The 19,841-nt window shown below is 60.3% G+C and carries 19 protein-coding genes; 1 reads left to right on the top strand and 18 read right to left on the bottom strand.

What is annotated here, in order from left to right; all coding sequences use genetic code 11:
• Genes G4C92_RS13825 through G4C92_RS13805 form a run of 5 tightly spaced genes read right to left on the bottom strand, consistent with a single transcriptional unit; the run spans position 1 to position 4,842 of the window.
• Positions 1 to 726: an SIR2 family NAD-dependent protein deacylase gene (locus G4C92_RS13825; protein ID WP_274940403.1), complete on the bottom strand. Its 726-nt coding sequence runs from the start codon at positions 724 to 726 to the stop codon at positions 1 to 3.
• Positions 727 to 749: 23 nt separating this feature from the next.
• Positions 750 to 983, bottom strand: a complete 234-nt coding sequence (gene acpP, locus G4C92_RS13820; protein ID WP_274940402.1) for an acyl carrier protein — start codon at positions 981 to 983, stop codon at positions 750 to 752.
• Positions 984 to 1,016: 33 nt separating this feature from the next.
• Positions 1,017 to 2,201 carry an FtsW/RodA/SpoVE family cell cycle protein gene (locus G4C92_RS13815; RefSeq protein WP_274940401.1) on the bottom strand — a complete coding sequence of 395 codons (1,185 nt, stop codon included), beginning with the start codon at positions 2,199 to 2,201 and terminating at the stop codon, positions 1,017 to 1,019.
• 29 nt (positions 2,202 to 2,230) lie between these two features.
• The gene (locus tag G4C92_RS13810; protein ID WP_274940400.1) at positions 2,231 to 2,824 is read right to left on the bottom strand and encodes a DUF5662 family protein; all 594 of its coding nucleotides are present in this window, start codon (positions 2,822 to 2,824) and stop codon (positions 2,231 to 2,233) included.
• A complete protein-coding gene (locus G4C92_RS13805) occupies positions 2,821 to 4,842 on the bottom strand; it encodes a hypothetical protein (protein WP_274940399.1) in 2,022 nt (673 codons plus the stop codon). Before G4C92_RS13805 ends, G4C92_RS13810 begins: the two co-directional genes overlap by 4 nt.
• Positions 4,843 to 5,068: 226 nt before the next feature.
• On the opposite strand from G4C92_RS13805, the gene G4C92_RS13800 reads away from it, so the two are divergent.
• The gene (locus G4C92_RS13800; RefSeq protein WP_274940398.1) at positions 5,069 to 5,410 is read left to right on the top strand and encodes a DUF1292 domain-containing protein; all 342 of its coding nucleotides are present in this window, start codon (positions 5,069 to 5,071) and stop codon (positions 5,408 to 5,410) included.
• A gap of 190 nt (positions 5,411 to 5,600) precedes the next feature.
• Here the strand turns inward: G4C92_RS13800 and cobA are convergent, their stop codons facing one another.
• The 13 genes from cobA to nusA form a co-directional block, all read right to left on the bottom strand.
• On the bottom strand, positions 5,601 to 8,021 hold the full coding sequence (gene cobA / locus G4C92_RS13795) for a uroporphyrinogen-III C-methyltransferase (RefSeq protein WP_274940397.1): 2,421 nt from the start codon (positions 8,019 to 8,021) through the stop codon (positions 5,601 to 5,603).
• On the bottom strand, positions 8,018 to 8,650 hold the full coding sequence (locus G4C92_RS13790) for a precorrin-2 dehydrogenase/sirohydrochlorin ferrochelatase family protein (protein ID WP_274940396.1): 633 nt from the start codon (positions 8,648 to 8,650) through the stop codon (positions 8,018 to 8,020). Before G4C92_RS13790 ends, cobA begins: the two co-directional genes overlap by 4 nt.
• Positions 8,651 to 8,771: 121 nt before the next feature.
• On the bottom strand, positions 8,772 to 9,209 hold the full coding sequence (locus G4C92_RS13785; RefSeq protein ID WP_274942024.1) for a dUTP diphosphatase: 438 nt from the start codon (positions 9,207 to 9,209) through the stop codon (positions 8,772 to 8,774).
• 8 nt (positions 9,210 to 9,217) lie between these two features.
• Positions 9,218 to 11,368 carry a polyribonucleotide nucleotidyltransferase gene (locus G4C92_RS13780; protein WP_274940395.1) on the bottom strand — a complete coding sequence of 717 codons (2,151 nt, stop codon included), beginning with the start codon at positions 11,366 to 11,368 and terminating at the stop codon, positions 9,218 to 9,220.
• A gap of 87 nt (positions 11,369 to 11,455) precedes the next feature.
• Complete coding sequence (gene rpsO, locus G4C92_RS13775; protein WP_274940394.1) at positions 11,456 to 11,722, bottom strand: 30S ribosomal protein S15; 267 nt, start codon at positions 11,720 to 11,722, stop codon at positions 11,456 to 11,458.
• Between the two features lie 177 nt (positions 11,723 to 11,899).
• Positions 11,900 to 12,832, bottom strand: a complete 933-nt coding sequence (gene ribF, locus G4C92_RS13770; RefSeq protein WP_274940393.1) for a riboflavin biosynthesis protein RibF — start codon at positions 12,830 to 12,832, stop codon at positions 11,900 to 11,902.
• Entirely contained in the window at positions 12,819 to 13,757 is a 939-nt protein-coding gene (truB, locus tag G4C92_RS13765) for a tRNA pseudouridine(55) synthase TruB (protein WP_274940392.1), read from the bottom strand. Before truB ends, ribF begins: the two co-directional genes overlap by 14 nt.
• The gene (locus G4C92_RS13760; protein WP_274940391.1) at positions 13,754 to 14,707 is read right to left on the bottom strand and encodes a DHH family phosphoesterase; all 954 of its coding nucleotides are present in this window, start codon (positions 14,705 to 14,707) and stop codon (positions 13,754 to 13,756) included. Before G4C92_RS13760 ends, truB begins: the two co-directional genes overlap by 4 nt.
• Positions 14,704 to 15,114, bottom strand: a complete 411-nt coding sequence (gene rbfA, locus G4C92_RS13755; protein WP_274940390.1) for a 30S ribosome-binding factor RbfA — start codon at positions 15,112 to 15,114, stop codon at positions 14,704 to 14,706. The genes G4C92_RS13760 and rbfA overlap by 4 nt, the downstream gene beginning before the upstream one ends.
• Positions 15,111 to 18,065 carry a translation initiation factor IF-2 gene (infB, locus tag G4C92_RS13750; RefSeq protein ID WP_274940389.1) on the bottom strand — a complete coding sequence of 985 codons (2,955 nt, stop codon included), beginning with the start codon at positions 18,063 to 18,065 and terminating at the stop codon, positions 15,111 to 15,113. Before infB ends, rbfA begins: the two co-directional genes overlap by 4 nt.
• 12 nt (positions 18,066 to 18,077) lie before the next feature.
• Positions 18,078 to 18,398: a L7Ae/L30e/S12e/Gadd45 family ribosomal protein gene (locus G4C92_RS13745; RefSeq protein WP_274940388.1), complete on the bottom strand. Its 321-nt coding sequence runs from the start codon at positions 18,396 to 18,398 to the stop codon at positions 18,078 to 18,080.
• On the bottom strand, positions 18,395 to 18,676 hold the full coding sequence (rnpM, locus tag G4C92_RS13740; protein WP_274940387.1) for an RNase P modulator RnpM: 282 nt from the start codon (positions 18,674 to 18,676) through the stop codon (positions 18,395 to 18,397). Before rnpM ends, G4C92_RS13745 begins: the two co-directional genes overlap by 4 nt.
• Positions 18,594 to 19,796, bottom strand: coding sequence for a transcription termination factor NusA (nusA, locus tag G4C92_RS13735; protein WP_274940386.1), 1,203 nt, complete (start codon positions 19,794 to 19,796; stop codon positions 18,594 to 18,596). Before nusA ends, rnpM begins: the two co-directional genes overlap by 83 nt.
• Positions 19,797 to 19,841 lie beyond the last annotated feature (45 nt).

The following is a 19,841-nucleotide window of genomic DNA, read 5'->3' as shown; positions in this document are numbered from 1 at the left end:
TCAGCCATATAATTTCGGAAGCACATCGCGGGGCTTTCCGTGAATCACAAGGTCCGCGATATGATCCGATTCATCCTCCTCTTCATTTATCAGCAGAATCCGGTTTCCCTCAAAGTATTTGACGGCGTGCTTCGCCAGCGTCTGCCGGAGCGAGCAGCCGAGAATCAGCAGCAGATCCGCGCGTTCCACCTCGTTGGCGGACGCTGTGATCCGGCTGTTGGGAATCATCTCGCCGTCCAGCACGATCTGCGGACGCACCAGACTGCCGCAGTGCGTGCAGTACGGCAGCGGAAGGGTGTCCCGGATGAATTCCATCGGAAACTCGGCGCCGCAGTGGGGGCACCGGTTCTCAAAGACCGACCCGTGCATTTCCACGAAGCGGCGGATCCCCGCCCGTCTCGGAAGGCCGTAGATCGAGCGCGTGATGACCGAATAGACCCTTCCGTCGTCTTCCATCCGTTTCAGAGTGGCGAGGGCGGGTCCCGGCGTACCCAGCTTCATGAGAATCTCCGTCCTGTAGTAATCGAAGAAAACCCGCGGTCTGGTGTTGAACATCGCAGCCGAAAAGATCTCCTCGGGCGAGTAACCGTACCGTGTCTCCACCGCATAGGCGTTGTCGCGGTCCCGGTAGTCAAAGCATCCGCAGTCCGAGGCGACCTCCATTCCAAGCAGACAGACGACATGGTTGCTTCGTTTGATGGCTTCCGCCATAGCTTCAAACTTCATCGCCGTCCTCCTCTTTCTTCTGGTTATTCCGTGACTCCGTGGTCCGCGAGATAACGGATCACGTCTCCGACCGTCACCATTTTCTCCAGATCCTCCACCGGAATCTCCAGAGAATACTCGTCCTCCAGATTCATCGCCAGCTCGTAGAGATCAAGCGAATCGGCGCCCAGATCCTCCTTGAACGAGGTATCGGGTTCGATCTCGCTTTCATCCACATTCAGCTGTTCCGAAATGTACTTCTTCATTTTTTCAAGCATGGCAGCGTTCTCCTTTCTTTTGATCCGGCCCTTTCAGGAGCCGGTGTAGGACCCCCGGACCACTTCGCCCCAGATATCCCGGTCCGGCCTGCGGAAATGAATCGCGCGCGACACAGACAGCGCGACCGCCATTTCGGCCATCAGCAGGCAGACGGATGTGCCTCCGTAGCTCACGAACGGCAGCGTCACGCCGGTCGTCGGAATGACGTTCAGATTCACGCACAGATTGAGGATCACCTGAAGCGAGATATGCGCAAAAATTCCGGTCACCATCAGTCCGCTGAAACGGTCCGGCGCGTTCTGGGCGATAAAGAACAGCCGGTAAATCAGATACAGAAACAGTGAGATCACGATGATGCCGCCGAAAATCCCCAGTTCCTCGCAGATGATCGAAAAGATCATGTCGTTCTCAGCCTCCGGCACCGCCCCGAGCTTCTGGGTCCCGTTGCCGAGTCCCTTGCCGAAAATGCCGCCGCTTCCGAGCGCGTAGAGAGCCTGCATGACCTGATAGCCTCCGCTTTCGGTGTGCTGCTCCGGATGAAGCCAGACCCTGATGCGCATGAAGCGGAAATTTCCTCCGGACGAGCCCGCTCCGGCAATGATCAGCACGAACGCGGCCGCCAGTCCGGCCGTCACAGCCGCCGCGATCAGAAACCCCTTCGTTTTCGGCCATGCGACGAAGATAATCGTGAGCGCGATGAGCATGATAATAAGGGCCGTGCTCAGATTCTGCGTGAAGATACGGGCCGCCGCCGCCTGAATCGCCCCGGCAGCCAGCAGCTTCGCCATCGGACGCCATCCGCGCAGGTTCCTCCCCATCCGGACGATCATCACCGGAAGATAGACGATCACCGCGATCTTCGCAACCTCCGCCGGCTGAAACCTGACCGGACCGAACGCCAGCCACCGCCTCGCACCGTTATAGGCCCGTCCGAGAGGTGACTGCACCAGCGCCATCAGGACCAGCGCAAGGATGTAGATGACACGGCTCAGATACCAGAGGATCCGGTAGTTCACCCGTGACAGAAGCACCGCGAGCACGATGGCAATCAGAGAATACTTCGCCTGCCTGGAAAAGAAGTACATGTCATTCCCGTACTTCAGAGACGCCGTATAGGATGTCGTGCTGTAGAGCATCACCAGCCCGAAGCCGGTCAGAAGGATGATGACGGCCAACAGGCTGAAGTCATAATAGTCTTCTCTGCGCTTCCTGTCCAACTCCGGGGCGGCTCCTTTCTCTTTTCTTCTCATTTCAGGCACGGCCGCCGCGTCTTACGTCCGTTCCGGCCGATCCCCGGTCCCTCGCCCTTAAGGAAGACATACCGTATGAATCCGACCGTATAATCCTCTCCCTTCTCCGCCCACATCCGGAGAAGATATTCCATCTGCTTCTTCGTCTCCTCATGGATGAACCAGGAGCGCGCGCGGCTGCGGAGGAAATACTCCAGAGGCGCCCGTTCCGTGTACGCGTCCCCGAGATAGACCCGGCTTGCGCTGACCCGGTCAAAGATCATCTCCGCCACATACCGGCGCGGCATCGGCGCGCCGCGCAGTCCATACGGGCTGCTCTGATCGGTATCGTAATCGATCCAGTACTCGAAATGGTGCTTGTTCCGTCCTTTGTGATGCAGCCACGCAAGCGAGACGCCGGTGACCTCCCGCTCCCTGTTGTTCGGGCTTCGTGTCCCCTGATAGTACTTCGCGCCCACCAGAAACTCCTCGGGCGAAAGCTTGCTGAGGTCATGTGTCAGGCCCTGCCGGATCAGTCCGGCTCTCATGCAGTAGGAACAGACAAGCCGGTGATGCCTTGTGATGGTTTTCAGGTGTCCGATCGGATTCATCGGATTCCGCCTCTCTCTCTGTCCGTATGGATTTCCGGGCCGTCGGCAGGGACTTTGTCCGGATCCGTTCCGGATCCGTGCTCACGAACCGGTTCCGCCGGAAGGCCGGCCTCCTCGCCTTTCCGCCGCACGGCGCTTCGTCCCTTTTTTCTGGAAGCCGCGCGTTTTTCCAGCGCCCGCTTCGCAAGCAGCTCCTCCGGAAGACGGCGGCCGGCAAACAGCGTCACGCTTCGTTCCGGCACCGTCACCGTCTTCTGTTCCTCCGGAAGCGCATCGCCGTCCGCCTCCGGAAGAGAGCCGCAGGTGGAAAACAGCCGGCTCCACGCGAAGTCCCTGGGCAGGTCCGGGAGCGCAAATTCATGCGGCTCCCAGTAGGCGTTGAAGCAGACATAATAGCAGGCTTCCTCCTGCTGATGTTCCTGCCCCGCGTACCACGCGTTGTACATCACACCCAGCGTCCGTGAACCGTACTCGAAAGCGCCGATCCACGCGCGGCTGTCATGGAAAGAGATGTCCGGCGCGCCCAGTGACCGGTAATCCGACCCCCGAAGCTCGTGCCGCATGTGAAAAATCCGGTGCTCTTTCCGGAAATGCACCAGAAAACGGACCGTCTCGCGAATCTCCTCCACGTCCCGTCCGCTCCGCCAGTCTGTCCACCCAGTCGGATTGTCCGAGGCATAGGCGTTATTGTTGCCGCCCTGCGTGTTCAGCATCTCGTCTCCGGCCATCAGGAGAGGAGTTCCCTGTGCGAGAAACAGTCCGGCGAGTGCATTTTTCATCTGCTTCATACGAAGCGACTGGACGTTCTTCTTCCGCGTCGGTCCCTCCGCGCCGCAGTTCCAGCTGAAATTGGCGTCCGTCCCGTCCTGATTGTTCTCTCCGTTCGCCTCGTTGTGCTTCTCATTGTAGGAAACCAGATCAAAAAGAGTAAACCCGTTGACATTGGCGATATAGTTGACGACGCCGTGGGTCGGCGGATTCCGGCGCAGGCACCACGAGAAATCCGAAACCTGACCGCCGTCACTTTTCAGAAACGACCGCGCACGGGTCTCGAACCAGTCGTTATACTCCATCAGATAGCGGTGCTTCGGCACGGTCTGGCCGTAGATCCGTCCGGCGTCAAACTGGTCCAGCAGGATCTTCGTTCTCTTAAGCAGCGGATCGCGGACAAGTCCGTCCTTCGGCACACCGCAGCCGATCAAATGAAAGCCGTCGATATGATACCGGGTTTTCCAGTGCCGGACGGCCTGAAGAGCAAGACAGGGATCGGTGCCTGCGGGGAAATACATCTCCATAAACACCTCCATGCCTCTTATATGGAAGGCATGCACCATGCCGCGCATCTCCCGGACCGGATCATCCGACGAGGCAAAGGCGCGCTTTGGCGCGAAATACCGGTTTTTCTCCGCATATCCCCAGTAGTTCCGCATCCGCTCCGTCTTCGCGTGTCCGTCCGGATCCTCCGACGCATGGGCAAAGGGCTGCAGGCGAAGCGTCTCATCCCACTCGTAAACCGGCATCAGCTCCACTGCGCTGAAGCCCAGCGACGCGATATAATCCGCTTTTTCCGCGACACCGGCGAAGGTCCCCTTGTGGCGCACCCCGCTTCTCGACTGTCTGGTAAAGCCGCGGACATGCAGTTTGTAGATGATCAGATCCTCCGGCGGAATGAAAGCGGGAGACGCATCCTCCCAGCCCGACGGATTCGCGATCCAGCGGCAGAAACCGTCCTCAATCACCTCAGCGCCGGGATCCATCGCCTTCTTACCGCCGATCAGGTAATAGTAGCCTGATGCGGCCGGCGTCTCAACGAACACCGAGCTCACTTCCCCGATTCTCTCCTCCGGCGGCAGATCGATACTCTCCACCGGCTGTCCCTTCGCGTCAGTCAGGATCAGCTTCGCATCGAGATCATCCGGCACGGCGATGGTGAAATTAACTCCGCCTTCCGCCTTTCTCGCGCCGAACCATTCCGGATTCCCCGCTCTCAACACCGCTTTCGATCCTGTTCCGGCCATCCGTCTCTCCTCCGTTTCGCCTGTTTTCTCCTGCCGCGCTCTGTAACATTGGCTTCCATTATATCGCATCCGCCTCCGGATTTCATCTGTTTCTTACTTCTTGCTTTTTGTACCGGCTTCTGCTATGGTGGAACTGACTATCCGGATCCTGACTGATCCCGGACGGCGCGCAGCCGGCCGCCGGATCCGGAACGATAAAAAAACCGTCTGTACGGAGGGCCCGAAAATGGCAGATTTTGAAAAAGATGATGACCTTGAGATGGATGATGACCTCGGCACCGTCACACTGACACTGGAGGACGATTCCGAAGTGGAATGCATGATCCTCGCGATCTATCCCGCGGGAGGCCGGGATTACATCGCGCTGCTCCCGATGGATGAAAACGGCGAGCCCGAGGAGGACAGCGATGTCCTGATCTACCGCTATATTGATCACGGCGAGGACGAGGATCCCGAAATCGAGAACATCGAGGAGGACGACGAGTACGAAACGGCCGCCGACGCCTTTGACGAGATGCTGGATGAGCAGGAATTCGAGGAGGAAGCCGGAGAAGGCGAGGATCTCTGATCCTCGTATGCCGTCCTGGCTGACTGCCCGGAGGCGAAGAGCTGCCGTACGGGAAGACGATCCGCCGCAGAATACGGATTTCGCGTAATCCGATCTGCGGTCCGGTTCGGATCCGATCCTGCGCGGCGGTTTTTTTACTCTATCCGCGTAATAAAGAAAACCGGACCTTCAAGGCCCGGTTTTTCTTTTCTTAATTCTTCCGGTCCGATGCGATCAGGTCGGCCAGCGCTTCGACTGTGTACTCCCCGGGTGTGCGCGGAACGCGTCCCGTCATCGAGCGTACCTTCTCAGCCGTCACCGGGCCGATCGCATATAGAGCCGTTTCTGCAGACAGCCCGTGATCCATCAGATAAGCCTTCGCGCCCAGCGCGCTCAGAAAAACGGCTGTGCCTGTACGGCATACCGTCTTTTTATCCTCCGTCCTCTCATCCCACGTCCGGACCGCTCCGTCCGGACTCACCGGACAAAGCGAGTAGACTGGCCTGTCCTCAAATGAGACGCCGGAGGCGGCCAGCTCCGCCGGCAGCGTCTTCGAGGCACGGTCAGCGCGCAGCAGAACAACCGGCGCCGGACGGTCCACCTCTCCGTCCTTTTCTTTCAGAATCCTTTCCGCCAGCTCGCGCCCGAGACACTTTCCCGTGAAGACGGACGGTCGGAAATCCGCACGAAAGCCTCTCTCAAGAAGCGCTTCCTCCGTGCCTTCGCCGATCACCGCAAATCTCACGCCGGCAAAGCACCGGAGATCCGTCCCCCTCCTCCGGAGCTCGTCAAAGCAGACATCCACTCCGTTGGCGCTGGTGAAGACAACCCACGATCCTTCCGCGAAGGTATCCGGCACCTGCTCCGGATCCGGCACGGCCCGGAGCGAGACGCCGGGCACGGCCCGGATTCCTCTGGCCGCGAGTGCATCGCTCATCTTGCTGACGATATGCGGCGTTCCGGCGACCGTCACACCGGCGGAAAAGAGTCCCGTCTTCTCCGTCTCCTCCGAGGCCAGCACTCCGGCTTCCTCCGGGTCCTCCACTGGAAGATGAAGTCCGGCGGTTTCTCCGACGACCAGGATGACCGGCGTCGGCGCTTCGGCTGCCTTTTCCGCGATATTTTCCAGTGTTCCGTCGATGCGCTCCGCCGATGCCGTAAAGCCGGATGACAGCACAGACGCCGGCGTTCCGGGTTTTTTGCCTTCTTCGATCAGACGGGACGTGATACGGCCAAGGCTTCCACGCGCCATCAGAAAGACCAGCGTCCCTCTGAGGCGCGCGAGGGCTCCGTAATCCTCCTCATCGGCTCCGTCCTCGGTTCCGGCGGCCGTGTGGCCGGTGATCACGGTGAAGGACCGGGCGATGCCGCGCTCCGTCACCGGCAGGCCGAAGGATTCCGGGACCGCCACCGCGGAGGTGACGCCCGGGATGACGGAGCAGGCGATGCCGGCCTCATGAAGCGCTTTTATCTCCTCGCCGCCGCGGCCGAAGACAAAGCTGTCACCGCCCTTCAGCCGGACGACCTCGCGCCCCCCGGACGCCTTGTCGATCAGCAGCCGGTTGATCTCATCCTGAGAGCGGTAATGAGACCCCGCTCTCTTTCCGGCGTAGATCCGTTCGCATCCCGCCTTTGTCTCGGATAAAAGCGCCTCATCCATCAGCGCGTCGTAAACCAGCACATCCGCCCGCCGGACGGCACGGATCCCCTGCTCGGTGATCAGCCCCCGGCCGCAGCCCGCGCCGACCAGCGTCACATGCCCGAGCAGCGCGCGGGCAGCCGCTTCGGTCAGCCGGTCCTCCTGTCCGTGCTCCGCCGTAAGATGCGTGCGGTGTCCGTTCAGGTAGAGATCGAGTTCCACCCTGCCTTCCCGTAGTCCGGCATGGATGCCGACCGGTTTCGTGCAGTCCGCGCGCAGCCTTCTGAAAATACGCCGCTCAATGCGGAATCTCTCTTCCGTTTCCGGATCCGAGAGCGACTCGAGAAGCTCCGCCAGCTCCCGGTCCTCTTCCCGGCACTCGAGAGCGAGAATGCCCTGGCACGCGGCCGGAATCATCTCGTCAAAATCAAAAACTCTCGCCGTAAGCCCGGTCAGATCCGGGTGCAGGCGGTCAACGCCCGCCTTCGCCAGAATCAGTCCGTCGCAGGTTCCGTCACGGAGCCGCTCGAGACGGGTTGTGATATTGCCACGTATACCGATCGTCTCCGCGTCCGGATAAAGGCGGGCAAGCTCCGTCACACGGCGCGGACTGCCCGTCCCGATCCGGGACGGGCCGCCGCGCCGCGCCGTCTCCTCCGTCATCAGGAGCATATCCCTTGCATCCGCCGCTCTGGGCACGCCGGCGATCGTCAGCCCGTCGCTGATCTCAAAAGGCAGATCCTTCCCGCAGTGAACGGCAAGATCCGCCCTTCCCTCCAGAAGCTCACGTTCGACGCCGCGGACGAACAGTCCGTCTCCGCCGATCTTCACCAGTGCGCTGATCCTGTCCCGGTCCCCTTTCGTGGTGACAGTGAGGATTTTCACCTCCGGCACGACAGCCTCCAGCGCCTTTTTCACCAGTTCCGCCTGAACCAGTGCCAGACGGCTTCCTCTTGTCGCGATCGTCAGCGGCCTCGTCCAGTTCTTCTTCATCTGTTCTCCTTCAATTCGTCCCTATCCGGCCCGCTCACGCAGCGCCGTATGATCGCCTCCAACGCTTCATCATCCGCACCGTTATCGGTCCGAACCAGGAGCGCCAGCGCCTCACGGTAGCAGACAGCCCGCTTCTTCTGATCCGGTATCCGCTCCGGGACCGTCCGGCGCAGACGGCTCATCCTTTCCAGAATCCCCCCGATATGATCCGGAAGTATCGACTCGATCTCACGGCGGAGCTGCCATGCGTAAGCCGGCGAAGCGCCTGCCGTCGAGATTCCGACGGTCAGATCGCCTCTCTTTACGATCGCGGGAAAGATGAACGTGCAGAGCTCCGGGTCATCCGCCACATTGACAGGGATCCGCCCTTCCCGGCAGACAGCGGCGATATGACGGTTCAGCGCCCGGTCGTCCGTCGCCGCGATGACAAAATCCGCCCGCATCAGATCCTCGTCCTCCACGGCGCGCCGCAGCACTCTGACGCCGGCAATATCCGTCTCAGGCGCGATCACCGTGATCCGGGTGGTGAACGCAAGAAGCCGTTCCACCTTCCTCGCGGCGACACTGCCGCCGCCCGCGACCAGAAAATTCTTTCTGTCTATATTCTCAAAAAGCGGAAATACCGTCATGTCTTCTCCTTCCGTCTGACCGCTTTTTCGTTCCGGCTGCAGAAAAAGGCTGCAACTCCCGCACGCCTTCCGGCAGATGCGCAAATTGCAGCTTCTGAACTATCCTTCCGCAGACTGTTCGTCAGGCGCTTCCCGTCGAACCGAAACCTCCGCGGTCTGTATTTCCCAGAGAAGAAACCTCCTCGAACCTGATCTGCGGCTGATGCTCAATGATGCGGAACTGACAGACCCGGTCATTGACATGGATCTCGCAGTCCCGGGTGGCGTAGACCGGCATGCGGAGCACATCGTTGTCCCCGCAGTAGGACTCGTCCACCACGCCGACGGAGTTGGTCTGAATAAGCCCCCACCTCCGGAAGGTGGAGCTGCGCGGAGCCGTAATCATCTCATAGCCTTCCGGCAGCTGCACCGAGACACCGAGGTCGATGAGATGAAACTCACCGGCCTTCAGCGTCACATTTTCGGCGCTCCTCAGATCGATCCAGTCACTCTTGCCGCCGATGTAGCGCAGACGCTCGATCTCGCTGCTGTGATAGCGGATGCGGATTGTCTTCGTCATCATGAATCTCAGTTCTCCGGACCCGCGGACGCCACCACGTGCCCCAGGTCCATAGACGCGGTCTGGTCCTTCGGGCAGTCCTTGATCGAGAAGCTGAATTTCCCGTTCTTGTCCTTGCCGAGGCAGATCACGCGCACCACATCGCCGAGCTGGAGCACATCCTCGACCCGCGCGATCCGGGTATTGGCGATCTTGGAGATATGAACCAGCCCTTCCTTGCCCGGTGCGAACTCGAGGAACGCGCCGAATTCCTTGATGGAAACGACCTTTCCGGTAAGGATCTGGCCTTTCTCAAAGTCAGTGACGATCAGATGGATCGCCTCCGCGGCCTTCTTCATGCTGTCATTGTCCGTGCCGCTGATGGAGACGAAGCCGTCGTCCTCGATATCGATGGAGACGCCGTACTTCTCGATCAGCGCGTTGATCGTCTTGCCTCTCTGGCCGACCACATCGCCGATCTTCTCCGGATCGATCGTCATCTGGATGATCTTCGGTGCCCACTTCGAGAGCTCCTTCCGCGGCGCAGCGATTGTCTTCTCCATCACTTCCGTGAGAATGTACTCCCGGGCCTGCTTCGTGCGGCTGATGGCCTCCTCGACGATCTTTCTCGTCAGTCCGTGGATCTTGATATCCATCTGGATCGCGGTGATGCCGTCATGCGTGCCGGCCACCTTGAAATCCATGTCGCCGAAGAAGTCCTCGAGACCCTGGATATCCGTGAGCACAATGTAATCATCGTCTGTCTCTCCGGTCACGAGTCCGCAGGAAATGCCGGCCACCGGCTTTTTGATCGGGACGCCCGCCGCCATCAGCGCCATCGAGGAGGCGCAGATCGACGCCTGGGACGTGGAGCCGTTGGACTCAAAGGTCTCCGAGACCGCACGGATCGCGTACGGGAACTCCTCTTCCGACGGAAGAACCGGAATCAGCGCGCGCTCAGCCAGCGCGCCGTGACCGATCTCCCGGCGTCCCGGACCTCTCGACGGCTTTGTCTCGCCGACCGAGTAGCTCGGGAAATTGTACTGATGCAGGTATCTCTTACGGGTGATATAGGGATCCAGTCCCTCCACCTTCTGGGCTTCGGAAAGCGGCGCCAGCGTCACACAGTCGCAGATCTGGGTCTGTCCTCTGGTGAACATCGCGGATCCGTGAGCCCTCGGGATCAGATCGATTTCAGCGGCCAGCGGACGGATCTGCGTAATCGCGCGGCCGTCCGGTCTCTTGTGATCCTTCAGGATCATCTTTCTGACCGTCTTCTTCTCGTAATTGTAGAGGGCTGTGTCAATCTGGGCCATCCACTCCTCATTGCCGCCGTACTTCTCCGCGAAGCGCTCCCGGATCGCCGCGACGTTGTTCTCTCGCGTCTGCTTGTCATCGGTGAAGACGGCCTTCTCCATCTCCTCCGCCGGGCAGAGCTCATAGAGCGCCGCGTTCAGCTCATCCGGCACGACGACATGCTGATAATCGAATTTCGGCTTGCCGCACTCTGCTATGATGCGGTCAAAGAAGCGGATAATCTCCTTGTTGACCTCATCGCACTTGTAGATCGCCTCGATCATCGTCTGCTCCGGTACCTCGTTGGCGCCGGCCTCGATCATGATGACCTTGTCTCTCGTGGATGCGACGGTAAGAGCGAGATCCGATCTGGATTTCTGCTCATAGCCCGGGTTGACGATGAACTCTCCGTCGATCATGCCCAGCTGGGTCATGGCGCACGGGCCGTCCCACGGAATGTCGGAGATCGCCGTCGCAAGGGCGGAACCGAGCATCGCCGGAACCTCCGGATCGCACTCCGGATCAACGGACATCACCATGTTGTTCAGCGTCACATCGTTGCGGAAATCCTTGGGGAACAGCGGTCTCATCGGCCGGTCGATCACACGGCTTGTGAGCACCGCGTGGGTGGAGGCCTTGCCCTCCCGCTTGTTGAAGCCTCCCGGGAATTTTCCGACGGCGTACATCTTCTCCTCAAAGTCCACGGACAGCGGGAAGAAGTCCACGCCCTCACGCGGCGCTTTGGATGCGGTCGCCGTTGACAGCACGACGGTATCCCCGTAATGCATGAAGCAGCAGCCGTTGGCCTGCTTGCCGACTCTTCCGATGTCGACGGTCAGCGTTCTGCCTGCAAGTTCCATTGAATAGCTCTTGTAATCTCCCATCTTTCTCCTTCTGCCCGAATGGGCGGTGTACGTCATAAAGAGACCCGGATGCAAATGAAGGGCAGGTCGCCCTGCCCTTTTTCCGCATTATTTTCTGAGTCCGAGTCTTTCGATCAGCGAACGGTACCGCTCGATGTCCTTCTTCTTCAGATAACCGAGAAGGTTCCGTCTCTGGCCGACCATCTTCAGAAGGCCTCTTCTGGAATGATGATCCTTCGGATTCTCCTTGAGATGCGCGGTCAGCTCGTTGATCCGTTCCGTGAGAACAGCCACCTGGACTTCCGGTGAACCCGTGTCGCCTTCCGTTCTCGCGTACGCCTTCATGATCTCCTGCTTCTTTTCCTTGGTAATCATGGCTTTCCTCCTTAAATCTCTGCGTTCTCCTGTCATCAGGCAAAGGTCGGAGTCTCCGTTCACCGGATGACGGAAGCGGCCCTTAAGGCCGTCAGTTCACAACAGGTCAAAGTATAGCAAACGCCCCCTGCAAAGTCAACAGACGTTTCGGACGCCCCGCTGCGGTCCGCTTCCGGTTCATGCTTCGTGAGCAGCTTCATCGAGCCCCGCGAAGAAGCGGTGCCCTTCCTCCGCATCGAGGCCGATCCTTTCCTTCAGCGCCTCAAGAGACGAAAACTTCTTCTCCGGCCTCGAGAAATGCAGCAGCCGGACGGTCAGCCGCCGGTCGTATATATCCTGATCACAATCGAAGAAATAGGTTTCCGCGTCGAGATAGTGTCCGTCAACCGTCGGCTTCATGCCGACGTTGGTGATGCCCCTGTACGTCCTTCCCCCAAAGTCGGATTCAGTAAAATACACGCCGTTCGGCGGAAGGAGTTTCGATTTTCCCGGAATCTGGTTGGCCGTCGGCACGCCGATCGTCCGTCCGATCTGCCGGCCGTGGATCACTTTTCCGGTGATGAAGTACGGATAGCCGAGAAGGCGGCCCACCGTCTCCATATGACCGGCCGTAAGCTCGGCGCGGATCCTCGTGCTGGAGACCGGCTCGCCACCGTCCGTCACCTCCGGCACGATTCTCGTGTCAAAACCGAGCGCCGGCCCCGCTTCCTCAAGGAGGCGGCCGCTTCCCGTCCGCCCGCAGCCGAACCGGAAATCTTCCCCGACGGTCACATGCGCGGCATGCAGCCGTCCCGCCAGCATGTCCTTCATAAAGGCGTCCGCCGGCATCGTGATCATCTTCGGCCCGAACGAGCACTCGATCAGCAGATCCACGCCCATCTTCTCCAGCATAGTCCGCCTTTCCCTCTTCGTGAGCAGCATGGACGGCGCCATATCGAAGGCGAACACCACAGACTGTGCAGGACGGCCCGCCGCCCGCTGCGCCTCCGCCCAGGAAACCGTATCCCGGATCAGTGCCTGATGGCCGCGGTGAATGCCGTCGAATTTTCCGATGGTCACGGCGCTGGGCGCCGCTGCCTGATAAGAAAACGGATCTTTACTTATTATCATAATAGTATTTAACCAATCTGTAGGACGCGTCCTCACTGGCTCGGTAGACGCCGATGAACGCACCGTCTTCGGTGTACGCCCGCACCTCGGACCCGCCGGGTGCCTTCTCTTCCGTCCGGACGTCCTCCGACGCGGCCGGACCGCCGTTCAGCACGCCCGGCAGCGCTTCATTCCGGACCGTAATGGCCGGAAGGTCCGAATAGAAACTGTCAACGGACCGGATGAAAGTATAAGCCGGACTGTTGTGCCCGGCCGCCTCCCCGGCAGATCCGTTCTCCTCCTTCTTCAATTTCTCGATCTCTCCGATCGTCAGCGCGTCGTGCAGGTCGAAGGTACCGACCCGCGTCCTGAGCAGCGATTCCATACAGCCGCCGCAGCCCAGCTTTTCGCCGATGTCATGACAGAGAGTGCGGATATAGGCGCCGTGCGTACAGGTGACACGGAACGAGACGCGGGGAGGGCGGATCTCAAGAACGGTGATGTCGCTGAACTCCACCTCCCGCGCCTTTCTCTCCACCTCGATCCCCCGGCGGGCAAGATCCACCAGCTTCTTCCCGTTTACCTTGACCGCACTGTACATCGGCGGCGTCTGCATCTGCAGTCCCTCAAAGGAAAGAATTGTCCTGCGGATCTGATCCTCATCCGCCGTCAGCTCTCCGGTCCTGAGAATCTTCCCGCTTGTGTCCTGCGTATCCGTCGTCCGTCCGAGGAGAAGGACCGCCTCATATGTTTTTGTCCCGCGGCTCAGCGTCTCGACCAGCCGCGTGGCTCGTCCGAGACAGACAGGAAGCACGCCCTCCGCATCGGGATCGAGCGTGCCTGTATGTCCGATCTTCTTCTGTCCGAAAATCCGCCGCAGCCGGGCGACAACGCCGAAGGACGTCATCCCCTTCTCTTTCCTTACATTGATGACCCCGTTGATCATGGCAGCTTCTCCCGGATCACGCCGAGCACCCGTCCGATCACATCGTCCGGTTCTCCCTTGAGCGTGCATCCCGCGGCCTGAACATGGCCTCCGCCGCCGAACACGCCGGCCACTTCCGCTACATTGAGTGACGGTCCGCTCCGGAGAGAAACCTTGAAGACACCCGGCGCCGTCTCGTAGAGAAAGACGGCGGCGTCCGTTCCCGCCGTATAGCGGAGCTGAGATACGATCATATCCAGATCACGGCAGGTCGCCCCGAATGCAGCCATATCCGCTTCCGTCACAACGGACCAGACGCAGCGTCCGTCCTCACTTAAGCGGGATGTTTCCAGCGCATGTCCCAGAACCCGGTTCTGCGTGTACGTCCTCTGGTTGAAGGTCCTGTCGATGATCGAGCTGAAATCGACGCCCTTCTCCATCAGCTGCGCCGCGAGATGGAGCGTGCGCGGCGTCGTGTTCCGGTACTGAAAAACGCCGCTGTCATGAATCATGCCGCTGTAGAGAAGCGAGGCACAGGACCGGTCGATCCGTTCCATATCGAGCAGCCCGGTCAGCACCTCCGCGCAGGAGCTCGCCTCCGGCTCGACATGGTTCACATCGCCGAAACCCGGGTTCGTCACATGATGGTCGATCACCGCCCTCATGCGGGCGGCCCGGAAGAGCCCGCCCGCGACGCCGATCCGGTTTTCCTCGCTGACGTCACAGGTGATGAAGAGGTCATAGACCATTCCCTCCTCCGGCACCTGTCTCGCGTCCCCGACGCCCTCCAGCAGGGCAAAGACAGGCTTCGGCTGCTCGAGATAAAGATCGACGCGTATCTCAGGCACGTTCCGCCGGAGATAAAGGTACAGTGCCGTACAGCTTCCGACACAGTCTCCGTCCGGGTTCACGTGACCCGCAATTCCGCAGGTCCGGATTCCGGGACCGAGGAGCTCAGATATGTTGTTCATCCGCAGGCTCCTTCCCCCCCGTCTTCGTGTCCGTCGCGCTGACGCTCGACTTCCTCGTCGTGGCGGATCACCTCGTCGATCCTTCTCGACATCTCGGCTCCCCGCTCAATCGAGCGGTCCATGACGAACGTGAGTTCAGGCGTGTTTCTCATGTTCAGGCTGTGCGCCAGTTCTCTCCGGATAAAGCCCTTCGCGGACTCGAGGCCGCGCATTGTTTCGCTCCGCCGGGTCTCGTCGCCCAGGACAGAGACATACACCTTGCATGTCTTCAGGTCGGTCGCCACATACGCGTCCATCACCGAGGTCATCATGCTGACACGGGGGTCCTTGAGCTCCCGGATAATCCGGGAGAGCTCTCTTCCGACCTCCTCGTTGATCCGGAGGTTTTTTGTCCCGTTCTTTTTCATGTTCTCGGCACCTCAACCATCGTGTAGGCCTCGACTGTGTCATCGACCTGGAAATCACCCCAGCCGTCGAAGACGAATCCGCACTCGAAGCCCTCCTTCACTTCCTTCACGTCGTCCTTGAAACGCTTGAGCGACGCGAGCTGGCCCTCGTAGATCTTCTCTTCTCCCCGGAACACACGGACCTTGGACGACCGCTGGAAGATACCGTCCCGGATATAAGCGCCCGCGATATTGCCGACTCCGGAAGCCTTGAACATCTGACGGATCTCGGCGTGTCCCTGAACCTTCTCCTCGTAGACCGCCGCCCGCATGCCGTTCAGCGCGCGTTCCACATCCTCGATGGCCTCGTAGATCACGTTGTAGAGATGGATGTCCACCTTCTGGGTATCCGCCATCACCTTCGCCGTATTGTCCGGCCGGACGTTGAATCCGATGATGATCGCGTTCGACGCGGCTGCCAGCGAAACATCCGACTCGTTGATTGCGCCGACGCCGCTGTGAATCACCTTGACCACCACCTCGTCGTTGGACAGCTTGAGCAGAGACTGGGAGACCGCCTCCACAGAGCCCTGTACATCCGCCTTGACGACGATCGGAAGCTCCTTCAGATTGCCTTCCTTGATCTGATTGTACAGATCGTCCAGTGTCATCTGGGTCCTCGTCTCTTCGATCAGGGTCTTCTTGCCCTCATTGACGAAGACAGCCGCGAAATCCTTGGCCTCCTTGTCGCTGTCAAGCGACACGAGCACCTCGCCCGCCTCCGGCACCGACGAGAGTCCGATCACCTCCACCGGCATGGACGGCGTCGCCTTGTGCAGCCGTCTGCCGCGCTCATCGGTCATCGCACGCACCTTGCCGTAGGCCGCGCCGCACGCGATGAAGTCGCCCTGATGAAGCGTGCCCTTCTGGATCAGGATGGAGGCCACCGGGCCGCGTCCCTTGTCCAGCTTGGCCTCGAGGACAATGCCTCTCGCCTTACGGTTCGGATTAGCCTTCAGTTCCAGCATCTCCGCGCTCAGCAGAATCATCTCAAGCAGGTTATCGATGCCCTCATGGGTCTTCGCGGATACCGGGCAGAAGACCGTCTGGCCGCCCCAGTCCTCGGCGACAAGGCCGTACTCCGACAGCTCCTGCTTCACCCGGTCGATGTTTGCTCCGGGCTTGTCGATCTTGTTGACGGCGACGATGATCTCCACCTTTGCCGCTTTCGCGTGATTGATCGCCTCCGCGGTCTGAGGCATCACGCCGTCGTCCGCCGCCACGACGAGAACGGCGATGTCCGTCGCGTTCGCGCCGCGCATACGCATCGCGGTGAACGCCTCATGGCCCGGCGTATCGAGGAAGGTGATCTTCTGTCCGTTGACGGAAACCATATACGCGCCGATGTGCTGCGTGATGCCTCCGGCCTCCCGGTCGGTGACATGGGTATTCCGGATCGCATCCAGCAGGGACGTCTTGCCGTGATCGACATGACCCATCACGCAGACGACAGGCGGTCTCGGGACGAGATCCTTCTCATCCTCCGCGTCCTCCGCCAGAAGCTCGCCGATGACATCCTCCTGCTCTTCCTTCTCGCAGAGGATGTTGTGCTCCATCGCGATTTCCTCTGCCTTCTCATACGGAAGCTCGTGGTTCACGGTGACCATCTCGCCCTTCATGAAGAGTTCCTTGATCAGGACGGACGGCGCCAGCTTCATCTTCTCGGCCAGCTCGCGGATCGTGATCTTGTCCGCTACCTTGATGGACGTTACCTGCTCTTCCTTCTTCTCCTCATGCTGAGGCTGACGGTGCTGCAGCGCCTTCGGGATCCGGTTGAACTGCCGTCTCTGCTGATTCGGACGGTTGCCGCCCTCGCGCCCGTTCTCCCTGCGCTCCTCTCTTGTTCTCTCGCGCTCCTTGCCGTCCTTGCGGAAATCACGGGTCGTCTTGTGCGCCAGCGCGCCGTCCCCGTCACGTCCGGCCGGTGCGGCGCCGCGTCCGGCACCCGGTCGGTTCTGACCGAAGCCCGGACGGCCCTGACCCGGGCGTCCGTTCCGATCCGTCGAAAAGGCGTTCCGTCCCTGGCCGTTTCTGGATCTCATACCCGGTCCGCCCTGACCGCCGCTGCGCGGGCCCTGGCCGTTCCGGGATCCGGGTCCGCCCGTGCGGTCACGGAAACCGCCGCCCTGGCCCGGGCGTCCGTTCCGGCCCTGGCTTCCGCTCCGCGATCCGGAGCGGGATGACGTACTGGGCATACGGTTCAGCGGACCCACGTTGCGGATGATACGGCCGTTGCGGAAGCCCGTGTCCTCCGCCGGTTTCGCCGCCGTACCGGATGTTTCCGCCGGCTTTGCCGCCTCAGTGCTCTTCGGCGCTGCCTTCCCGCCTTCCGCCTTCGGAGCGGCGGATCCGGGCGCGGCCGCCGGACGATCCGTCCCGGTCTTCGCCGGTTCCGCCTTCGGCTGCGCCGGCCGCTGCTCCGCCTTCACGGGAGCAGACGTCTGCGGAGCGGCTGCCTTCGCAGCCGTCTCCGGCGCGTTCTTCGCGGCCGCAGGCGCGCTCTCCGCGCCGGGTGCAGCCTGCTGCGCTGCCGGACGTTCCGCATGCGGCCGGTCAGTCTGAGCAGGCTTCTTCGGGCGGTGCTGGAGCTGTCTGGTTGCATTTTCCGAACGGAATACGCGGACAAATCCTTTTTTCTTCGTCTTCCCGGACTCGTCCGTCTGCTCTTTCCGGTCATGCGCGTCGGAGGTCTGATCTTCCGTCCCTCTCTCCGATGCCGGCCGTCCTGCCGTCTGCCCGGACGCCTTCGGAGACGCGCCGCCGAATTTCACACGGATGTCGGCGATCTCGCTGTCCGGCACCACACTGACAGCGGTCACCATCTCGTAGCCCTTCTGCGTCAGATAGTCGATGACGTCTCTGTTGGACCTGCCGACTTCTCTCGCAAGATCATGAACCCTGATTTTTGCCATATACAATCTCCCTTATGCTTGAACCTGCCTGTTTAGAATCCCGATGACCGCCTTTGCCAGACCGCTGTCCGTCAGCACGCAGGATGCGCGGAAACGCCTTCCGATCGTCCGGCCCAGAGTTGCCCTGTCGGAAAAAACGAAGCAGGGTACTTCATAGTAGTCACACAGATTGCGGAACTTTTTCTTCGTATTTTCGGACGCGTCCCCCGCAATCAGTACAAGATGCGCCCGGCCGTTTCTCACCGTCTTCTCCGTCTGATCCTCTCCGCTCTCAATCCGGCGCCCTCCGGCAGCCAGTCCGAGATAACCGAGAATCCTCTGTTCATCCGTCACGTTTTTATCTCCTCGAGAAGAGCCTCGCCGATCTCCGCCGGGATCGCCGTCTTCAGACTCGACGCCAAAGCGCCGGATTTCAACGCTCTGCGGAGACAGTCCGCGTTTCGGCACAGATACGCGCCCCGTCCGTTTATCCGGCCTGTCGGATCAAGCGCGATGGATCCGTCGGGTTTCCGGACGACGCGGATCAGCTCACTCTTCGGCCGGACCGTCCGACAGCCCAGACAGGTCCTCTCCGGTGTCTTCTTCCGTGTCAATGCCTGATTCGTCTGCATAGCTGGCCCCCTCGTCCTCGTAGTACTCGCCGTTCTCGTCGAAGTCGTCGATATAGAGATCATCGAAGTCGCCGGACTCGCGCGCCTGGGTTTCCGACTTGATGTCAATCTTATATCCGGTCAGACGGGCCGCCAGGCGGGCGTTCTGTCCTTCCTTTCCGATCGCAAGAGAGAGCTGGTAATCCGGAACGATCACCTTCGCGGCTCTCTCGTCCGGATCCGCGCCGACGGTGATGACCTTGGCCGGGCTCAGCGCGTTCTCGATGAGGACAGCCGGATTCTCGTCCCAGGCGATGATGTCGATCTTTTCGCCGCGGAGCTCGTCCACCACCGCACCGACGCGGCTTCCGTTCATGCCGACGCAGGCGCCGACCGGATCCACGTCCGGATCATTGGACCAGACGGCCATCTTGGTCCGGGACCCCGGCTCTCTGGAGATTCCCTTGATCTCCACGGTTCCGTCCCGTACCTCCGAGACTTCCTCCTCGAAAAGACGGCGGACCAGATCCGGATGAGTCCTCGATACGAGGATCTTCGCGCCTCTCGTGGAATTCTTCACATCGACGACATAAACCTTGACCCGGTCTCCGATATTGAAGTGCTCGGTCTTCACCTGCTCGTTCTCGTTGAGAAGGGCATCGGTCTTTCCGAGATTGATCACATAGGTGCGGCCCTGCAGGCGCTGCACCGTACCCGTGACCAGCTCATGAATCCGGCCGCTGTACTGGTTGTAGACCGCGTTCCGCTCTTCCTCACGGATCCGCTGGAGGATGATGTTCTTGGCGTTCATCGTCGCGATACGCCCGAAAGACTTGGAGTTGATATCCACCGTGATGATGTCGCCGGCGACCGCATGCGGATTGTTCTTTCTCGCTTCCTCTACCGTCACCTGCAGCGTCGGATCCACGATATGGTCCTGATCCTCCACCACTTCCTTCTCCGCGGTCACAGAGAAATCGCAGGTCTCCGGATCGATACGGACGTTGATGTTGTCGTTCTTTCCGAAATGCGACTTACAGGCCGTCATCAGCGACTGCTCGATGGAATCAAGCAGCGACGCTTTGCTGATGCCTTTTTCCTTCTCCAGCAGTTCGATGGCTTCTTTGAGTTCCGTATTCATGTTTTTTCTGTCTCCTCCTTGCGTTCCGGCTTAAGGCCTGTCCGC

This window comes from Chordicoccus furentiruminis (genome assembly GCF_019355395.1).
Classification (GTDB): domain Bacteria; phylum Bacillota; class Clostridia; order Lachnospirales; family Lachnospiraceae; genus Chordicoccus; species Chordicoccus furentiruminis.
The sequence above is the reverse complement of the archived record's forward strand: the minus strand, read 5'-3'. Positions and strand labels throughout refer to the sequence as shown.